The following is a 16,393-nucleotide window of genomic DNA, read 5'->3' as shown; positions in this document are numbered from 1 at the left end:
GCAGGCAAATGGTTGCCTCTGTTCCGAAAGTATTGCGGGGTGAACGGATCAAGCCCTATTCTTGGCATATGGCTCAGGTCCAGCTTCGCGGGACAGTGAACCCTATCCAATCATACACACAGCAGCAGCTCTATCGAAAAGAGCAAGAGTGGCTGACGGCCAGCGCCAACGCCCTCTCTTTCCGTTATGAATCCATACGCAGTCTGGATAAGACGGCAGCCGAGCTGGAGAAATCCTTTCAGGGACTGGCAGATGGGGAAGCTAGCGAGGAAGGGATCGAACAGCTAGTCCAGTTGACCAGTCAGCTCGTTTCCCAGCTTTCCGGAAGTGCAGACCAGCTGCGGGACCAGGAGGATCCGACCGCTTCCCTTTCAGCGTCCCTCTCGTCCATAGCTAATCTCGGTGTTCGAAAAAATGAGGACGGGAGCTATCAGCTCGATGCTGACCGATTTCGCTTCATGCTTGATGTCGACTTTGCCTATGTGCGCCAAGCATTCACAGGAAGGGAAAGTCTTGTGAAGCAAATCAAGGAATCCCGGCAGCTGATGGAGCAGCAGCCATTTGAGCTCAGCCTGACGGGGCGCACCAGCGAAAAGCGCAATCCTTATCTCGCTTATGGGCTTCCCCAGCTGTTTCTTCAGCACGCTGCGTCTCAGGGGATGTTTTTCAATCAATATTTTTAAAGCTTTATGGAGTGTAAAGAAGCTTTTGTTTCTTTACACTCCCTTTTTATTAAGGCCATCGATCCAAAAACCCAAGAGACCTAGTTGGATTTTTCATGCTGTTACCGCTTGCACTTGCCATGCGTTTTTCAGAATCCGGCGAGAGTGTTCCGAAGCCATTTTCTACAAGAGCGACAAGCAAAAAACCGCTCTTTTTTTTGTGCACTTTTTTCCAACTAGGCTCTTGCATACCTGCCCGATTCGTTATATGATCAAAACAACCTAAATTCCGATTAGTTTAGTGTGATTTAATGTGAAGGAGGTTGAAATGCTAATATACCAGAAAGCAAGCCTTCCCGATCGCACAGCTGGCATAAGGATAGCGGTTTAACGTGGGGACGCCCTATAGAAAAGAGGTGGATGCAACAATGTTTTTATCCCATATCGAAGCAGCATACGTGGATCACTCACGTTCAGAAGTGATCGTGCTGCACGGGTCGGAGGAAACAGCGTTTATATGCGCTGGCAATCAGCCGAAACATCACAACCTCCCTCTCCAAGAGGTGGCAGAGCTCGTGATCTTTGAAAAAAAACCTGCATCCGCAGGGCGTGGATCCGTGGTTGATCTATGATCCTTTATTACGTAACGATTGCGATCTCCCTCTTTTTCGCCATGAACATTGGAGCTAGCGGCACCGCAGCTTCGATGGGAGCTGCCTATGGCTCCGGTGCCGTCGCGACCAAGCGATTGGCAGCTGGCCTTGCCGCAATCGCCGCATTTCTGGGAGCCATCCTCGGCGGCGGGGAAGTAGTTAAGACGATCAGCGGCGGCATTATTCCCGCTTCTCTTCTACAGATCGAAGTCGTCACGATTATTCTGGTGTCCGCTACCTTGACCCTGTTCCTCGCCAATCTGCTGGGGATCCCGCTTTCCACCAGTGAAGTGACGGTGGGAGCCATCGTCGGCGTCGGCCTCGCTTATCAGTCGCTGTTTGCAGGAAAATTGCTGGAGATCATCTTATTTTGGCTGCTTGTCCCCCTTTTCGCTTTCACGATTGCCCTGGTGCTAGGTTGGATCATTCGCTATGCGGAGCAAAAGTGGCCGGGATTATCCTCTCGCGGAGCTCGCTGGTGGTGGTTGAAATGGTTGCTTATTTTTGCAGGTATGCTCGAAGCTTTCTCCGCCGGGATGAACAACGTGGCTAACTCTGTCGGACCTGTGATCGGAGCGAATTTGTTGGAATCTTCCGAGGGTTTATGGCTGGGAGCCATTTTCATGGCCATGGGTGCATTTCTCCTGGGCGGCCGCGTCCTGGAGACCAACGGCAAGAAAATCACCCAGCTCTCGCTTTTGCAAGGAAGCGCCGTTTCCCTGACTTCCGGTGGCTTGGTCATCATCGCCTCCATTTATGGCATCCCGGTACCGTTGACGCAAGCGACGACCTGCGCCATTCTCGGAATCGGCACGGCGGAAAATGGATTTCGCCTGTGGCAGCAGCAGGTCATTAAGCAAATTATCATGGTTTGGATCGTCTCGCCCGTATCTTCCCTTGTCGTTTCGTTTTTGTTGATCAATTCCTTGATGACCGTCAATTTCTATGTGGTCGTAGCCGTCGCCAGCGCCTTTGTCGCCACATTGGGCTTGGGACGCTTGAGCCGGGCGATTCGGCGCGAAAAGCAAGCCATCCATGATCAAGGAGGAGGAATATGATGAATGACAGTAAGCAAGCCTTCAGATACGAATCCATGCAGCCTGAAGATTATGACCTGTTGAATCAACAGCTGAGCGGCAAGGATGCACTGGACGTCATCCGCTGGGCTTTTCAACAATATGAGGATGACTTGGCTTACGCCTGCAGCTTTGGCGCGGAAGCAATGGTCCTTTTGGATTTGATTTCCCAGATTCGGCCCGATGCCTCCATCATTTTTTTGGACACCGGTGTTCATTTTCCCGAAACCTATCAATTAATCGAGCAAGTGAAAAAGCGCTATCCCCGCCTGCGCATCAACATGGTTGAGCCTGAGCTGACATTGGCCGAGCAAGCGGCAGCACATGGTGATGCCTTGTGGGAACGTGATCCCGATTTATGCTGTCAAATCCGCAAAATTGATCCGTTGAAAAATGCGATGGCCGGGAGAGTAGCCTGGCTCTCAGGGCTGCGCCGAGAGCAGTCGCCTACACGCGCTCACCTTCGCTACGTGAACCCCGATCATAAATTTGCCAATGTCAAAGTATGCCCGTTGATTGATTGGAAGCAGGAAGAGATCTGGATGTATATCAAGCTGCACCAGCTGCCTTACAACCCTTTGCATGATCTGATGTATCCCAGCATCGGCTGTCAGCCTTGTACGCGCCCGGTTCAGCCGGGTGAAGATGAGCGCGCGGGCCGCTGGGCTGGCAGTGGCAAAACCGAGTGCGGATTGCATAAATAATCTACCCCTACGGAAAAAGGAGAGAACCAAAGATGGCTGTAAGCATTCCTCATGGAGGTACGTTAATTCGCCGGATCGCGGACAATCAGGAGCCTCCTGCATCCCTCCCCCCCATTGAAATCGATGCCGTTGCACTGTCCGATCTGGAATTGATCGCGATTGGCGTATATAGTCCATTAACCGGATTTCTTGGCAGCAACGATTACAAAAGCGTCGTCGAGCGCATGCGACTCGCGGACGGCACGGTCTGGAGCATCCCGATTACACTGCCGGTTACCGAGGAGCAAGCAGCTGGCTTACAAATCGGAGAGCGTTTCTTGCTCACCCATCAAGGGATCGTCTATGGCGCGTTGGACCTGACCGAAATCTATCGCCCCGATAAAGGACAGGAAGCCAGCCATGTGTATCGGACGACGGAACTCGCCCATCCGGGTGTCGCAAAGCTGATGAGTCGGGGTGACGTGTATCTGGCAGGCGACATTACGTTGTACCGCCGCTCTGCCAAAAGTTACCCTGCTTATGAGCTCGATCCGGCGGAAACTCGCCGCCTCTTTGCGGAAAAGGGCTGGAACAGCATCGTCGGCTTCCAGACACGCAATCCGGTCCATCGCGCACACGAATACATCCAAAAGTCGGCTCTGGAAATTGTCGATGGCTTGCTGCTCCACCCTCTCGTCGGGGAGACAAAGTCTGATGACATCCCTGCAGCCATTCGGATGGAAAGCTATGAAGTGCTGCTGAATGAATACTATCCAAAGGACCGTGTGCAATTGGCTGTTTTCCCTGCTGCCATGCGCTATGCCGGGCCGCGCGAAGCCATCTTCCATGCGATCGCCCGCAAAAATTACGGCTGCACCCACTTCATTGTGGGCAGGGATCACGCAGGCGTGGGCAATTACTACGGCACGTATGACGCGCAGCTGATTTTCCGTGAATTTACGCCAGAAGAGCTGGGCATTACTCCTCTCTTCTTCGAGCACAGCTTTTATTGCAAAAAATGCGGGAATATGGCCTCGACCAAAACGTGCCCGCATGACGCTTCCGAGCACTTGATTCTCTCCGGTACAAAGGTACGGCAAATGCTCAGCGAGGGAATCGCGCCGCCACCGGAGTTCAGTCGTCCAGAGGTCGTGGAAGTATTGATTCGCGGCGTTCGAGCGACCGTGCAAAACTAGACTGATCAAACAGGAGGCAGTGTATGAGTACATCCAATATTGTCTGGCATGAGGCAACCGTCAGCAAGGCGGATCGCCAGCAAAAGCTCGGGCATAAAAGCGCCATTCTCTGGTTTACCGGTCTGTCGGGCGCAGGCAAATCGACCATCGCCAATGCGCTGGAGCATCGACTCCATGGTGCTGGCATCCATACCTATCTGCTGGATGGGGATAACATTCGTCATGGCCTCAATCGTGATCTCGGTTTTTCGCCAGAGGATCGGAGCGAAAACATCCGACGGATCGCTGAGGTTGCCAAGCTATTTGTGGATGCCGGGACAATCGTGTTGACCGCCTTTATCTCTCCCTATCGTGCCGATCGGGAACTGGCACGGAGCTTGGTCAACCAAGGTGAATTCATTGAGGTGTTTGTAGATTGCGCACTGGAAACATGTGAACAACGTGATCCAAAAGGACTCTATCAAAAAGCACGCGCAGGACAAATTTCTGAATTTACGGGGATATCCGCTCCCTATGAAGCACCGGAAGCGCCTGAAATCACCGTTGCCAGCGATCGTGGGAGCATTTCAGACTGTGTCGAACAGATCTATGATTACCTGGTGACAAATGGATACATCCGTCATCCTTGATACAAAAAGGAGGTAATGCCAGTCTGGGCATACCTCCTTTTTTACTACTCATCCTGATACAGCATGAAAAACTCCCGCAAAAGAAAGACTCGACGGCTTCTTCGAGAGAGCTTCTTTTGAAGTTTTTCATACTTTTCCCGTCAACTGCGATCCATTAATTCATCAAGATCCTGGTCGTTCGTATCCGTAATGATCGTAGTGGTAGGTACCATCGGGCTTTTGTCTTTTTTGCCTAGCATATCCTGAACCTTCTCCACCATTTGCGGCACGGAATCCAAGATCCGATCATAAAGATGCGTCGAATTTTCCAAGGGGATGGAGCGAATTCCGTTTTTCCCGACGACGAGAAAAGCTACTGGCGTAATAGAAACGCCGCCCCCGCTCCCGCCGCCAAACGGATGACTGATGGATGCGGTATTGCTATTGCTGTATTCAAACTCACTTCCCCCGGCCGCAAAACCAAAACCAACGCGGGAAACGGGCAAGATGACACTGCCGTCCGGCGTTTCGACTGGCTCGCCAATGATGGTATTCACATCAACCATTTGCTTTAAATTTTCTAGTGTAGTTCGCATTAATCCTTGAATCGGATGATCAGCCACCAAAACCCCTCCTCATCATCAAATGCTGGAATATCAAGCTTGCTTTATAATTCCCTAAACCATACGCTCTAATGTATATCCGCCACGATTATTCGTGTCCTGTAACCACTCGCTTGTGCAACCATTCGGTCAGGTTCACATTAATCGTCAGGACAAACATGTAAAAAAAGTAGCTATACATCAGATTCCAGCCCTTGTACGTAAATAACGAGAAAAAATGCATGGTTATCCATTCCAAGATGAGAAGCAAGGCTGCTCCCAGAAGGACGATATGCCGCTTTTTCAGACTCCACGCAAGGAAAACATGCATAAAAATATACATCGTAACGGGATAGGTGACCATCTCCAGCGGAAGGTCAAACAATTCGCCATAGTTTCGATCAATGGTATCGTATAGATCAACAGGCTTTGTCGCCAGTATAAACTCGAGCAACGAGGTAAAGTAGACATTAAATAAGATCAGAGCTAACCCTTCGGCTGTTCTCATGACTCGATGCTTTGTATGAAGATAGGTGGCCGTCCCCTCGGTCAGGAAAAAGATAACGATGACAGCCCACTCGTTTTTATCGAAGACCACAGGCGTTAACGGGTCATAAAACTTGTGATCAGCCAACCATATCTGACTGCGAATGATTTTTTCGTACGAAACAGGGCTACTACCCATAAAAATGTCAATGGATACATGATGACAAAATGGACTGTGACGATAGCGAACGGCAAGTATTTTTCCGTTAATCCAAGCGAAGGGTATCCGGCTAAATAAAAATTAAATAACCAGGTATTCATGCCAAGGAAACAAAACGTAACCAGAAGGTACTCCAGCCAGTGAAAGTAAACTGCCAGCGAAAATGCCCTTTTGATGAAAGTCGCCGTGAGCACTATGCTGATGAGAAGAACGATTCCCCACATTTCGGAACCTCAAAAAAAGACCCTCGATGAAATGAAGACCTTAGTTGTCCCCACCCATCCTTGGTTTCTATATTATCCACCGACTCATTTTCATCAAACTTCGGATGGGGTGGTCTGCCATTTTTGCTCCCGCCCTTTCAAGTATTTCACGAAAATGCGTACCGCTGCTATCATAGCGTGTCCGACCATAAATCGGAGTATGCAGCGGAAATGCGTGTGCAGCAATTGATTGTTCCATTCTGGCTGGATGCTGACACGAGGAGTCGTCCGCATGGTTACGTAGTGGGCGATCATGGCCACAATCAGGTTTTTCAGGCCCCAGGCAATACCCGTGATTGCGCCAGTTCCCATCGCTTCTCCTAATCCAAGCCTGGTTTCCCATTCGAGCTTTTCACAGCGCACGTGTTTAAGCATGCGCTTGAGAATGTCCTGGAAATCATGAACATTTGCCAGCAGTTCCTGATATCGGCGATGCCAGCGTTTCGCCTGAGGCGCATCGACGCTGTGTTTTTTCTGATCCGAAGCTACCGGATTGCTTTGTTCCAGCTTTGCCTCCACTTCTGGACTGCCGTTTTCCGCTTTCAGCTTTACCATCGGCAGCTCGTACCGAAGACGAATCAGCCGAAACCAGCAGGTCACTTCAATATTGGCCTGATCATTTTCTTTCTTGCGTTCATAAAGGATATGGATGCGCAATGGCGTGATAAAGAGGAGAAACAATAGCGCTGCGATCGCCAACAGAATCCATAGCAACAAAAAAATCCCCGCCTTTCCACCCTTAGTATGGATGGATAAGTCAGGGAATATGTTTTAATCCAGTATATATACCTTGGTGTCCTTTTGTCTTCCATAAGCGAGAGCAGCTTGAAGCGAAGGCAAAAATACATCAATATGTTGATTCTTTACTGCACCGCCGATATCGGCAGCAACTGCATATCCATAGCCTTCAATGTACAGGTGTGTCCCCAGTGGAATCACATTTGGATCCACTGCTACGATTCCTTCGCGCAGCGGCCAGCCCAGATAGGCTTTTACATTACTTTCAGCATAAGCAGTGGTCTCTACAGACAACGTTTTTTTGTACGGGGTCGTGAGCTGTGCTAAACGCGGCAACGTGCCTTTCTGCTCATCCAGCAATTGGTGGTACGCATAAACCGCTGCCTCAGCACGTGTCATCAGCTTGGTCGGCTGCAGGGTTCCATCGCTGTAAGGACTGGCGATGTTATTTTGCAATGCGTAAACGATTCCGCGCTGACCCCATTGCGCCACCTCTTGTCCATCCGCATACGGCTGCAAAGCTTTGATCGTGGTTGACCACAGCATTTGATTTACTTTGCCGCTGTCCCCTTTGGCCTGCAGCAGAATGGAAATCAGTTCTTGTCGCTGAACCGGCTCATCTGGTTTAAAATAAAGTTGTCCATTCAACTCGGTACCGTGAAAATACCCGAGTCGATATGCGGTTTTTACATAGGGCGCCAGCCAGCTATCATTTGGCACATCCGCAAATTGTGCAGAATCATCTGGCATCGGTTGAATGCCCTTGGCAGCCAAAAACATGGTGATTAATTCTGCGCGCGTAACGGTATCATCCGGCCGGAAAAACCCTGTTTCATTGGGCTGAATCGCACCATTGGCATACAGCTGCTCGATCTCTTTCTGTGCCCAATGTCCTTGAATGTCCGTAAAAGAGGATGGTGTGCTTACTTCCTTTTGTTCTGTTTGTTGTGGTGTGCTTCCCTCTTCTGCCTGTACGACTGGCATACCCATTAACAGCATGGCCGTCATAGAGGCTAGTATCAGCTTCTTTATTCTCATCACCCTCCGATTTTTGAGAACAGACGGCATACCGCCTGTTTCTCTACTTTGATCTCCAGAAGATTCGTGATTTTTTGTATATCCTCCAAAAATCGACGTTATCTTTCCAGGATTGCCAACATTCGTTGGTAAGGGATGCCAAGGTATGTAGAAACCTATTTTCCATTTTACCGGACGAGCCTTTGATTGCAAGCCATAAATTTTTCCAACGAACAGGGAAGAAGCCCCTGGCATAAAGCCAAGGGCTTCCACATCCAACTATTTAGATGTCATCGGATGGATATTAGCCGCGGCCAGCAAGGTTTTGCTCAGCAAAGCTTACCAGACGCTTGGTGATTTCTCCACCGACAGAACCGTTTTGACGAGATGTAGTATCTGCTCCCAATTGAACACCAAACTCAGCTGCAATCTCATACTTCAACTGATCCAGAGCTTGGTTCGCTTGCGGTACCAGCAGGTTGTTACGGGATCCGTTGTTCGGCATATCTATCACCTCCTTGTCATTTGTACACTTAATATGTCTGAGTAAGGGGGGTTTCATTCATGTTTTTCACTCCTACTATCCTTCCATTTTATAGATGTAAAATCAAATCCGCTGCCCGATAAGCGGAATCCGGTCGTGAGAAGCGTTCCAAGCTTTGGGCTTGTACATTTTCTGGCTTGCTTTGCCAGCGTTCCAGTATTTGCACGATATCCTCCACATGTTTTGCCTCATAGGCAAGTTGATGCTCACAGAGGAATTGACTATTTTTCCGTTCCTGCCCAGGCAGCGGATCATACAGGATCAGGGGTGTCTGCATGGCCAATGCCTCCGAGCAGGTGATTCCTCCTGGTTTGGTGATCATGACGTCGGAAGCTCCAATATAAGCCCATATTTCCTTGATGTATCCCAAGACATGTACAGAGTGGGGAGACGTTATTCTCGCGATGATCTGCGATAATTGTTGGCGCAGCTCCCGGTTCTTTCCGGTTGCCACCAGGATTTGCAGCGGTCTGCCCATTTGGATGAGCCGCTCCAGCACCTCTCTGATTTTCCCATAGCCGCCTTCTCCCCCGCTAATCATAATGGTAAATTGATTTCCTCTTAGTCCCAGCTGCTCCCGCCACTCTTTTTTGTGCTTCCCGCTTTCTTTGGCAAACGATGTGCGCAACGGGATTCCCAATGGAAATATCGATTCAGGCCGTACGTCATGGGTCCGCTGCATGGCCTGTCCGATCTCTTGATTCGCTACCACATACGCATCGATCGATGGATGAATCCAAAAGTCATTCACATGAAAATCTGTACATACACTGACCAATGAAAAGGGGACCCTTGCATGTTTTTTTGCTTCCGCCAATGCAGATAAGCAATAGGCGTGTGTAGCCACCACAATGTCCGGCCGGTACGGGTCGATGACTCTTTTCACCATCCGCTTGCCTAACATGACCCCAAGTGGCTTTTTGAGGGTGGCACTCCATAAGCGATTGCGTGCATAGGCCCGATCCCATGCTTTTGGAAAATAACGAAGGCTCCCCAAATAGGAGGCTTGTGATATTTTGCGTAATAAGGGACTTATCGTATGAAGACCGTCGAGAACTTCCACCTTGCTCTGCGCGGATTTCTCCAGCAAAGCTTCTTGTAGTGCTAAAGCAGCCATTCGGTGCCCGCTTCCAGCCCAACCCTCTGTCACAATGCATACACGCTTAGTAGTCATCGACTGCTTTCCCCGATCTCTTCGACAGGCAGATAACGGCGGAACAGCTCTTCCTTTGACATATACACTCGTTTTAATGGCATATGTTCGTTCCAGTTCATGACTCTCTCTTTCCCTTGGGGATGAATGATGCGCAGCATTAGCCGCAGATACCACCTTTTGTAACGAAAAAACCAGCTCATGGGAACATCAGAAACAGTGAATCCAAGCGGTTCAACCCCTTTGTGCAGCATGGTTGTCCCTACAATTCCCTTGATCTGGTCTCTCTCTGGCAGCATCCGCAGATAATCAGCGAGCTGCGGCAGTGAATGGACGATATGCCTGCGCAGCATGAGGACTAGCCGCACTTCATCTTTTACATCCCGGCAAAGGCGGGCAAACAAATAATTGTGAATATGCAGCTTGATGATCATATCCCCGCGGTTGATCTGCCTTTGGTCAGATGTGATCAAGCTCTCCCCTCGGTAAGGCAACAGGACGATGCGAAAAATGTTTTTTCCTTTCTCGATATAGCGTAGCCTGGTGCAGCGCTGATACAAGGCGTCCCATATGCCCCACAGAAGCAAAATGCCCGTATTCATCTGCAATCCTACTCCTTCTCGTGGTGTGATCTTCCTTTTCATTATTCCCATCAAGAAAAAAAAGCTACAGTTCCGACGAAATTTGCGTCTCCTGCAGCTTTTTTTCAGTGAACTCGTTTCCACCGACCGATCAAGACAAGTAAGAATGCGACCATGACAGGCGTCCAAGCATGGTTGAGCAAAAAACGATTGGCGATTTGCCACACATATGGATCCTGCAAACACATCTCTGCCGCCGTATAGGCAAGAATCGCTCCTCCCACATAAATCAGCGCCGTGTATTTTTCCATTAGCCGTGAGATCCACGCGCTCCCCCACATGAGCAGCGGCACACTGAATGCTAAGCCAAACACAACCAGCATGATATCCCCATCCGCTACCCCGCCTACCGCCAGCACATTGTCCAGACTCATGATAAAATCCGCGAGTATGATCGTCTTAACGGCCTGACCAAGCGTGGTGCTGTATGCTACTTCACTTTCCTCCTCTTCCATTCCGACGATTAGCTTATAGGCAATCCACAGAAGCATAAGTCCACCCAGTGCCTTTATTAAAGGGATGTCGAGCATCCATGTTGTCATCCCTGTCAATCCTATGCGAATCAGGATCGCTCCAGAGGTCCCGTAAATGATTGCCCGTCGCCGTTCACTAGGCGGCAGCCCTCTGCATGCCATGCCGATGACTACTGCGTTATCCCCGCTTAGCATCAGGTCAATCATCATGATTTGCAAAAAATGAACCCAAAATTGGCCGTCCATCCCTCTCCCCCGCTTGTGCTTTGTCCTTTTACTCTTATGCGCGGAAAGGGCAACTCATGAAGAACTTTTCTACTTATTCCTCCACAAATGAGCTATGGTCTGCTTCATCAGCTCGGGTACGATATCCAGCGAATACGTAATCTCGACACGCTCCCATTTCTTATGGGCATCAAAACCATACGGACCGATATTGACGATCGGCACATTCAGCTTGCGGATCTCATCAAACGGAACGTGATGGCGATTCCCCCATGCCGGCATATTCGCTGTAAAGCCTTCGATCCCCGACTGGTCATCGCTCAACGAGACAAAGCTCATATCGGATATATAGGGGAAAAATTGGCGGATCTCGATCGGATTGCCGTACTTGGGCTGAATCGCTTCCACGGCATGCTCTACCGCTTCCTTCAGTCGTCGATCACGCGGATTATCATCGGAAAGGGCTACCCGCGGTGAATAGAGCGAGGAGTAAAACAAGATGCAAACAGGGTCCTTATCGGGGTCCCAGCGATGCAGTTCTTCGACCATGCGGCAGCAGTGCCAGCGAATATCCAAGGACGTGTCTTGCATGAGTGTCTCAGCATGTCTGTTCAGTGCATATGCCAATGACTCCCCATGAATGCTCAGCAAGGCTTGCAAGTACTCTCCGTACGTGTATACACGCGGCTGCAGCTTGATTTCTGTCGGCTGCTGCCCGACTCGTTCGCAATACGTCTGGTATCTGGCTGTGTAGCTCTCTATGGCCCGCTGAAAGGCGGCAGTGGCCTTCTCCTTCAATTTATCGATCACTTGCTTGGGAGACCAGGAATGGACCAGAAAATTGTAATAAGCAAAGCCTGCAAGAGGAGTCTGAACATCATAATACGGTTTGAGATCCGTCTGCTTGAGACTGACGGGCGGAGGCGTTATTTCTCCGGCAAGCTCATCGCACAGCTCAGGGTTGTAGTCGAGCTCCCTTGTCAGCTCGGACAAGATGAGATTGGGATCAAATCCGTCAAAGACTTGCCCCACATGAGTCTCTTTCCCGCTCACGTAAAAGCTGGGCAACAGTTTTCCCACTGTCCCCAAATAAATATAGCGGTGTGGATCTCCCGGATAACGTGCCATTACCGTATCACTGTTAATGGCCGCGGTGATCTCCAGGTTTTCCCGCTCAGCAAGTTTGTTGATAAAAGGTACGGCAGCCAAAATGCCATTAGAGCTGTCTTCCTCGTCGCATTCTGCGACCAGCAGCAGATTCCCCGTTCTTTCTTCCGGATGCTCGCAGAAATGATACAGTACGGCCAGATTTGCAGCGACTCCGCTTTTCATATCCACCGAGCCGCGGCCAAACATCCAATCCGGGTCATGCAGATGGGCTTTTACTTCCTCCGGCACTTGCTCCAGCTGTTTCATGGATTCGCGCAGTGCCTCAGGCTGTGTCGCGAGGGCTTTAAGCTGGCCATAGTCGTCAACCCCAACCGTGTCCAGATGTCCTACCAGCATGGTCGTTTCTTTCGTGGGCGCCTCGGCGCGGACTAGGGCCACGACATTATAACGCGTAATCGCAGCTTCCCCGGTCGGATGCAGCCACAAATACTCCGGGTGCTCTTGAAAATAGGGCCACTCCTTGAGCGCTTGGTACAGTTGTTCCGCGATATGAGCCTCTCCCGGAGTATTGACGACACTTTCCATTTGCACCAACCATTGTGTCCAATATCGTGGATCCTGCCAATTTTTTTGCATGAATGAGTCCCCTTTCGCCCCATACTTACATCATTTTCCATATTGATATTCCTTTTTCCATTGTCTGCCACCTGCTTGCCAAATACGATAAAAACCGCAAAATTCTCCAAGGCTTTGTCGGAAAAAAGTCTGGTTTTTTGTAAATTTTAGGAATTTGTTACCTTGTAAAAATGGCCCTCTATCCTTTACGATAATGTGGGGGGGAGGTCTATGCTCAAGACTGTTGCGATGAATATTGAGGAAATTACGAAAAAGATATTAATGATGTCGCCTGCGATTACTGCCGAATGGCTTCGAGAAGTTGAAAAACATGCTATTTTCCCCATGTCGATCCCTCGGGATTATGCAGAAAAGCGCACGATATTGATTGCACGCTCCTTGGTAGAGAATGTCGATGCACCTCTGCAGGCATGGGCTTTGGAAATGAGTGAGTGGATGCGTTCCCAACGCTATCCGTTTTCTGCGATCCTGCGGGTGTACCAACTGTACCGCAGTGTTTTTTGGAATGTGCTGCGCTCTTCTCTCACAGCTTGGAATCTGACCCAGGACGATATTCTCTTCTTGGAAAAGCGAATTGGACATGCCATGGATGAAAGTGTGTATTGGGCAACCTATCATTATGAGCAGTTAATCAACCGAGAATTGACCCAAAAAGAAGAGACCATTTCCTTTCTACACAATGACAAGCTGACCATCCTCGGGAAGGTTGCCGCCAATATGGCTCATGAGCTTCGCAATCCGCTCTGCGCGATTGAGGGATTTTTAAAACTGATCGGTGAATCCACCAAAGATCAACCGAAGCTGCAAAGTTATATTGACGTGATCATGCATGAATTTGAAAATCTTCATCGGCAAATCACCGGCTTCCTCAGTTTCTCCAAAAAACCGATTTTAGACGAAGTATATAAAGAAACCTCTTTGATCAAATTGCTGAATGATGTAGAACTCCTCATTACGCCTAGGCTTGTCGGAGAAAATGTGTTGCTGCAAAAGGAGATTTCCGTTACGTGTACGCTCTATTGCTATGAAGAGGGATTAAAGCAAGTGCTGCTGAACTTGCTTCATAATGCGATTGATGCCGTCTCCAAACAAACAGACAAACAAATTCACATTTATGCAACGACCGATCAAGAAAAACTCTCCCTGATCGTGGAAAATAATGGCGAAGCAGTCCCAAAAGAAATTTTGGATGAACTCTTCCAACCCTTCTTCACCACAAAACGTAATGGGACAGGCATCGGGTTATCCATCTGCAAAAACATTATTGAAAAACATAACGGTGAAATTCGCTGTGAGTCGAATGCTGAGAAAACACGATTTATTATTACGCTTCCACTGATATAATCTAGCCACTCTGACCCAGTTGATTCATAAAAAGGCCTCCTGCAATTATGCGGGAGGCTAGGTAAGAGAGATCCGCTACCTTAGGTAAACGATCTAGAATTACTGTACATGAAAACATATGTTTCTACTAGCATTAATTTTCACCAAATTTCGACATTTGTGCGCGAAGCCTCGTTATCTGTTTGTAAAATGCAAAAAGGGTAATGCATTTTCTGCATTACCCTTACGTGTTCATTATGGAGCGGGTGATGGGAATCGAACCCACGCGACCAGCTTGGAAGGCTGGAGTTCTACCATTGAACTACACCCGCATTTTGGTGCCGAGGACCGGACTTGAACCGGTACGGGAGAAACTCCCGACAGATTTTAAGTCTGTTGCGTCTGCCTATTCCGCCACCCCGGCAGCAAATGTTGAAAGTGGTCGGGAAGACAGGATTCGAACCTGCGACCCCTTGGTCCCAAGCCAAGTACTCTACCAAGCTGAGCTACTTCCCGACGACGGACATGGATGTCCTGGTGTCGACATTGCCACATGACGTGACCCTTTTAGTCGACTTACAATATGGCGTGCCCTGAGAGATTCGAACTCCCGACCTTTTGATTCGTAGTCAAACGCTCTATCCAGCTGAGCTAAGGGCACAAAAACGTTTAATGATGAAAAACGTCTAGACGTTTTTCATGGAGCGGACGACGGGTCTCGAACCCGCGACCTTCGCCTTGGCAAGGCGACGCTCTACCAATTGAGCTACGTCCGCATAACAACTGGGTTCCCGAAAAGTACTCGGAATATCCTCCGAAGCTTTGCTTCACTTTTTGGGGTGTAAATGGTGCGGTCAAGAGGACTTGAACCTCCACGGTGTTGCCACCACTAGAACCTGAATCTAGCGCGTCTGCCAATTCCGCCATGACCGCATTTTTTAAATATGGGCTCCCCGAAAAGTAATCGGAAACTTTTTGGGCCAGTATAAAACTGGTGAGCCATGAAGGACTCGAACCTTCGACCCTCTGATTAAAAGTCAGATGCTCTACCAACTGAGCTAATGGCTCTCAAAACCGTTCCTGCATCTACAGGTATACGTAAAGTGGTGGGGAGAGACGGATTCGAACCGCCGAACCCGGAGGGAACAGATTTACAGTCTGCCGCGTTTAGCCACTTCGCTATCTCCCCATTAGGCAAAAAATGGTGCCGGCGATAGGACTTGAACCCACAACCCCCTGATTACAAGTCAGGTGCTCTACCAATTGAGCTACACCGGCAAGGTGACTTATCTATTATAGCATCATTTCGTCAGATTTTAAATGATTTTTTCATTTGTAAAATCTGGCGGAGCTGACGGGACTCGAACCCGCGACCTCCGGTGTGACAGACCGGCGTGAACTCCAACTTCACCACAGCTCCATATTTGGTTGCGGGAGCAGGATTTGAACCTGCGACCTTCGGGTTATGAGCCCGACGAGCTACCGGGCTGCTCCATCCCGCGACGACATGGGTGTCGGAGTGTCAGCGTTTGCGACAGGACGTCGCAGTTTTTAGCTGACCTTCCATTTTCCATCCTGAAAGATATGGTGGAGGCTGACGGGATCGAACCGCCGACCCTCTGCTTGTAAGGCAGATGCTCTCCCAGCTGAGCTAAGCCTCCATATCAATTGTTTTGGGGTCCCCACAAAGTATTCGGAATCAGCTTCAAAGCTTCCCGTCACTTTGTGGGGGCTCTAGGTGACCCGTAGGGGATTCGAACCCCTGTATGACAGCGTGAAAGGCTGCTGTGTTAAACCGCTTCACCAACGGGCCAGATCATGGTGCTCCCGACAGGAATCGAACCTGCGACCTCTTCCTTACCATGGAAACGCTCTACCGACTGAGCTACAGGAGCATATGGCTCCTTGGGAGGGACTCGAACCCCCGACCGATCGGTTAACAGCCGATTGCTCTACCAACTGAGCTACCAAGGAACAATAAAATATACGTGGTACATACACAACATGTGGTTTGCACCTTCAAAACTGGATACGCAGCAATGTTGCATAAGGATGTGTGTGGATAAGTCCTCGACCGATTAGTA

The 16,393-nt window shown here is 49.4% G+C and carries 16 protein-coding genes and 15 tRNA genes; 7 read left to right on the top strand and 24 right to left on the bottom strand.

Going from position 1 to position 16,393, the window contains the following annotated elements; all coding sequences use genetic code 11:
- Positions 1 to 8 precede the first annotated feature (8 nt).
- From EIZ37_RS19340 to cysC, 6 genes are all read left to right on the top strand, one after another.
- Positions 9 to 683 (top strand): hypothetical protein, encoded by a 675-nt coding sequence (locus EIZ37_RS19340; protein ID WP_134686416.1) that lies wholly within the window; start codon positions 9 to 11, stop codon positions 681 to 683.
- Between the two features lie 407 nt (positions 684 to 1,090).
- Positions 1,091 to 1,294, top strand: a complete 204-nt coding sequence (locus tag EIZ37_RS19335; protein ID WP_134686415.1) for a DUF3906 family protein — start codon at positions 1,091 to 1,093, stop codon at positions 1,292 to 1,294.
- Positions 1,291 to 2,373 carry an inorganic phosphate transporter gene (locus tag EIZ37_RS19330; protein ID WP_134686414.1) on the top strand — a complete coding sequence of 361 codons (1,083 nt, stop codon included), beginning with the start codon at positions 1,291 to 1,293 and terminating at the stop codon, positions 2,371 to 2,373. Before EIZ37_RS19335 ends, EIZ37_RS19330 begins: the two co-directional genes overlap by 4 nt.
- Positions 2,373 to 3,095, top strand: coding sequence for a phosphoadenylyl-sulfate reductase (locus tag EIZ37_RS19325; protein ID WP_328591370.1), 723 nt, complete (start codon positions 2,373 to 2,375; stop codon positions 3,093 to 3,095). Before EIZ37_RS19330 ends, EIZ37_RS19325 begins: the two co-directional genes overlap by 1 nt.
- A gap of 32 nt (positions 3,096 to 3,127) precedes the next feature.
- Complete coding sequence (sat, locus tag EIZ37_RS19320; RefSeq protein ID WP_134686412.1) at positions 3,128 to 4,270, top strand: sulfate adenylyltransferase; 1,143 nt, start codon at positions 3,128 to 3,130, stop codon at positions 4,268 to 4,270.
- 23 nt (positions 4,271 to 4,293) lie between these two features.
- Positions 4,294 to 4,899, top strand: coding sequence for an adenylyl-sulfate kinase (cysC, locus tag EIZ37_RS19315; RefSeq protein WP_134686411.1), 606 nt, complete (start codon positions 4,294 to 4,296; stop codon positions 4,897 to 4,899).
- A 140-nt stretch (positions 4,900 to 5,039) separates the two neighbouring features.
- On the opposite strand, the gene ytfJ is transcribed toward cysC, so the two are convergent.
- The 9 genes from ytfJ to EIZ37_RS19270 form a co-directional block, all read right to left on the bottom strand.
- The gene (gene ytfJ, locus EIZ37_RS19310) at positions 5,040 to 5,501 is read right to left on the bottom strand and encodes a GerW family sporulation protein (RefSeq protein ID WP_134686410.1); all 462 of its coding nucleotides are present in this window, start codon (positions 5,499 to 5,501) and stop codon (positions 5,040 to 5,042) included.
- Between the two features lie 88 nt (positions 5,502 to 5,589).
- On the bottom strand, positions 5,590 to 6,114 hold the full coding sequence (locus EIZ37_RS19305) for a hypothetical protein (protein ID WP_134686409.1): 525 nt from the start codon (positions 6,112 to 6,114) through the stop codon (positions 5,590 to 5,592).
- Between the two features lie 389 nt (positions 6,115 to 6,503).
- Positions 6,504 to 7,166, bottom strand: coding sequence for a DUF2953 domain-containing protein (locus EIZ37_RS19300; protein ID WP_134686408.1), 663 nt, complete (start codon positions 7,164 to 7,166; stop codon positions 6,504 to 6,506).
- A gap of 54 nt (positions 7,167 to 7,220) precedes the next feature.
- Complete coding sequence (locus EIZ37_RS19295) at positions 7,221 to 8,225, bottom strand: S-layer homology domain-containing protein (RefSeq protein ID WP_134686407.1); 1,005 nt, start codon at positions 8,223 to 8,225, stop codon at positions 7,221 to 7,223.
- A gap of 283 nt (positions 8,226 to 8,508) precedes the next feature.
- On the bottom strand, positions 8,509 to 8,709 hold the full coding sequence (locus tag EIZ37_RS19290) for an alpha/beta-type small acid-soluble spore protein (RefSeq protein ID WP_134686406.1): 201 nt from the start codon (positions 8,707 to 8,709) through the stop codon (positions 8,509 to 8,511).
- Between the two features lie 88 nt (positions 8,710 to 8,797).
- Complete coding sequence (locus EIZ37_RS19285; protein WP_167569019.1) at positions 8,798 to 9,865, bottom strand: MGDG synthase family glycosyltransferase; 1,068 nt, start codon at positions 9,863 to 9,865, stop codon at positions 8,798 to 8,800.
- Between the two features lie 53 nt (positions 9,866 to 9,918).
- Positions 9,919 to 10,503: a YkoP family protein gene (locus EIZ37_RS19280; protein WP_134686404.1), complete on the bottom strand. Its 585-nt coding sequence runs from the start codon at positions 10,501 to 10,503 to the stop codon at positions 9,919 to 9,921.
- Positions 10,504 to 10,607: 104 nt separating this feature from the next.
- Positions 10,608 to 11,261, bottom strand: a complete 654-nt coding sequence (locus EIZ37_RS19275; protein ID WP_134686403.1) for a TerC family protein — start codon at positions 11,259 to 11,261, stop codon at positions 10,608 to 10,610.
- Between the two features lie 69 nt (positions 11,262 to 11,330).
- A complete protein-coding gene (locus EIZ37_RS19270) occupies positions 11,331 to 12,986 on the bottom strand; it encodes a M20/M25/M40 family metallo-hydrolase (protein WP_134686402.1) in 1,656 nt (551 codons plus the stop codon).
- Positions 12,987 to 13,196: 210 nt separating this feature from the next.
- Between EIZ37_RS19270 and EIZ37_RS19265 the strand changes: the two genes are divergently transcribed.
- Positions 13,197 to 14,330 carry a sensor histidine kinase gene (locus EIZ37_RS19265; protein WP_134686401.1) on the top strand — a complete coding sequence of 378 codons (1,134 nt, stop codon included), beginning with the start codon at positions 13,197 to 13,199 and terminating at the stop codon, positions 14,328 to 14,330.
- 237 nt (positions 14,331 to 14,567) lie between these two features.
- On the opposite strand, the gene EIZ37_RS19260 is transcribed toward EIZ37_RS19265, so the two are convergent.
- The 15 genes from EIZ37_RS19260 to EIZ37_RS19190 all read right to left on the bottom strand — a co-directional run bounded on the left by EIZ37_RS19260 (position 14,568) and on the right by EIZ37_RS19190 (position 16,283).
- Positions 14,568 to 14,641: transfer RNA gene (locus tag EIZ37_RS19260), tRNA-Gly, on the bottom strand.
- A gap of 4 nt (positions 14,642 to 14,645) precedes the next feature.
- Positions 14,646 to 14,733, bottom strand: a tRNA-Leu gene (locus EIZ37_RS19255).
- Positions 14,734 to 14,748: 15 nt separating this feature from the next.
- Positions 14,749 to 14,825: transfer RNA gene (locus tag EIZ37_RS19250), tRNA-Pro, on the bottom strand.
- Positions 14,826 to 14,893: 68 nt separating this feature from the next.
- Positions 14,894 to 14,970 (bottom strand) — tRNA-Arg (locus tag EIZ37_RS19245).
- A gap of 39 nt (positions 14,971 to 15,009) precedes the next feature.
- Positions 15,010 to 15,085: transfer RNA gene (locus tag EIZ37_RS19240), tRNA-Gly, on the bottom strand.
- Between the two features lie 70 nt (positions 15,086 to 15,155).
- A tRNA-Leu gene (locus tag EIZ37_RS19235) sits at positions 15,156 to 15,242 on the bottom strand.
- A gap of 59 nt (positions 15,243 to 15,301) precedes the next feature.
- A tRNA-Lys gene (locus EIZ37_RS19230) sits at positions 15,302 to 15,377 on the bottom strand.
- A gap of 36 nt (positions 15,378 to 15,413) precedes the next feature.
- Positions 15,414 to 15,498, bottom strand: a tRNA-Tyr gene (locus EIZ37_RS19225).
- Positions 15,499 to 15,511: 13 nt separating this feature from the next.
- A tRNA-Thr gene (locus EIZ37_RS19220) sits at positions 15,512 to 15,587 on the bottom strand.
- 65 nt (positions 15,588 to 15,652) lie between these two features.
- Positions 15,653 to 15,729 (bottom strand) — tRNA-Asp (locus EIZ37_RS19215).
- A gap of 5 nt (positions 15,730 to 15,734) precedes the next feature.
- Positions 15,735 to 15,811, bottom strand: a tRNA-Met gene (locus EIZ37_RS19210).
- Between the two features lie 83 nt (positions 15,812 to 15,894).
- Positions 15,895 to 15,970 (bottom strand) — tRNA-Val (locus EIZ37_RS19205).
- A gap of 78 nt (positions 15,971 to 16,048) precedes the next feature.
- Positions 16,049 to 16,122: transfer RNA gene (locus EIZ37_RS19200), tRNA-Glu, on the bottom strand.
- A gap of 6 nt (positions 16,123 to 16,128) precedes the next feature.
- Positions 16,129 to 16,204: transfer RNA gene (locus EIZ37_RS19195), tRNA-Thr, on the bottom strand.
- Positions 16,205 to 16,207: 3 nt separating this feature from the next.
- Positions 16,208 to 16,283 (bottom strand) — tRNA-Asn (locus EIZ37_RS19190).
- Between the last annotated feature and the right edge of the window lie 110 nt (positions 16,284 to 16,393).

This window comes from Brevibacillus migulae, assembly GCF_004521915.1.
In the GTDB taxonomy this organism is placed as follows: domain Bacteria; phylum Bacillota; class Bacilli; order Brevibacillales; family Brevibacillaceae; genus Brevibacillus_F; species Brevibacillus_F migulae.
This window is presented reverse-complemented; position numbering and strand designations above follow the sequence as displayed.

Bases quoted from the DNA above. Each gene is read 5' to 3' on its own strand.
- EIZ37_RS19290 (WP_134686406.1), bottom strand. From the start codon at position 8,709: ATGCCGAACAACGGATCCCGTAACAACCTGCTGGTACCGCAAGCGAAC.
- cysC (WP_134686411.1), top strand. From the start codon at position 4,294: ATGAGTACATCCAATATTGTCTGGCATGAGGCAACCGTCAGCAAGGCG.
- EIZ37_RS19265 (WP_134686401.1), top strand. From the start codon at position 13,197: ATGCTCAAGACTGTTGCGATGAATATTGAGGAAATTACGAAAAAGATA.
- EIZ37_RS19340 (WP_134686416.1), top strand. From the start codon at position 9: ATGGTTGCCTCTGTTCCGAAAGTATTGCGGGGTGAACGGATCAAGCCC.
- sat (WP_134686412.1), top strand. From the start codon at position 3,128: ATGGCTGTAAGCATTCCTCATGGAGGTACGTTAATTCGCCGGATCGCG.
- EIZ37_RS19285 (WP_167569019.1), bottom strand. From the start codon at position 9,865: ATGGCTGCTTTAGCACTACAAGAAGCTTTGCTGGAGAAATCCGCGCAG.
- EIZ37_RS19335 (WP_134686415.1), top strand. From the start codon at position 1,091: ATGTTTTTATCCCATATCGAAGCAGCATACGTGGATCACTCACGTTCA.
- EIZ37_RS19280 (WP_134686404.1), bottom strand. From the start codon at position 10,503: ATGAATACGGGCATTTTGCTTCTGTGGGGCATATGGGACGCCTTGTAT.
- EIZ37_RS19330 (WP_134686414.1), top strand. From the start codon at position 1,291: ATGATCCTTTATTACGTAACGATTGCGATCTCCCTCTTTTTCGCCATG.
- EIZ37_RS19325 (WP_328591370.1), top strand. From the start codon at position 2,373: ATGAATGACAGTAAGCAAGCCTTCAGATACGAATCCATGCAGCCTGAA.
- EIZ37_RS19270 (WP_134686402.1), bottom strand. From the start codon at position 12,986: ATGCAAAAAAATTGGCAGGATCCACGATATTGGACACAATGGTTGGTG.
- EIZ37_RS19295 (WP_134686407.1), bottom strand. From the start codon at position 8,225: ATGAGAATAAAGAAGCTGATACTAGCCTCTATGACGGCCATGCTGTTA.
- EIZ37_RS19275 (WP_134686403.1), bottom strand. From the start codon at position 11,261: ATGGACGGCCAATTTTGGGTTCATTTTTTGCAAATCATGATGATTGAC.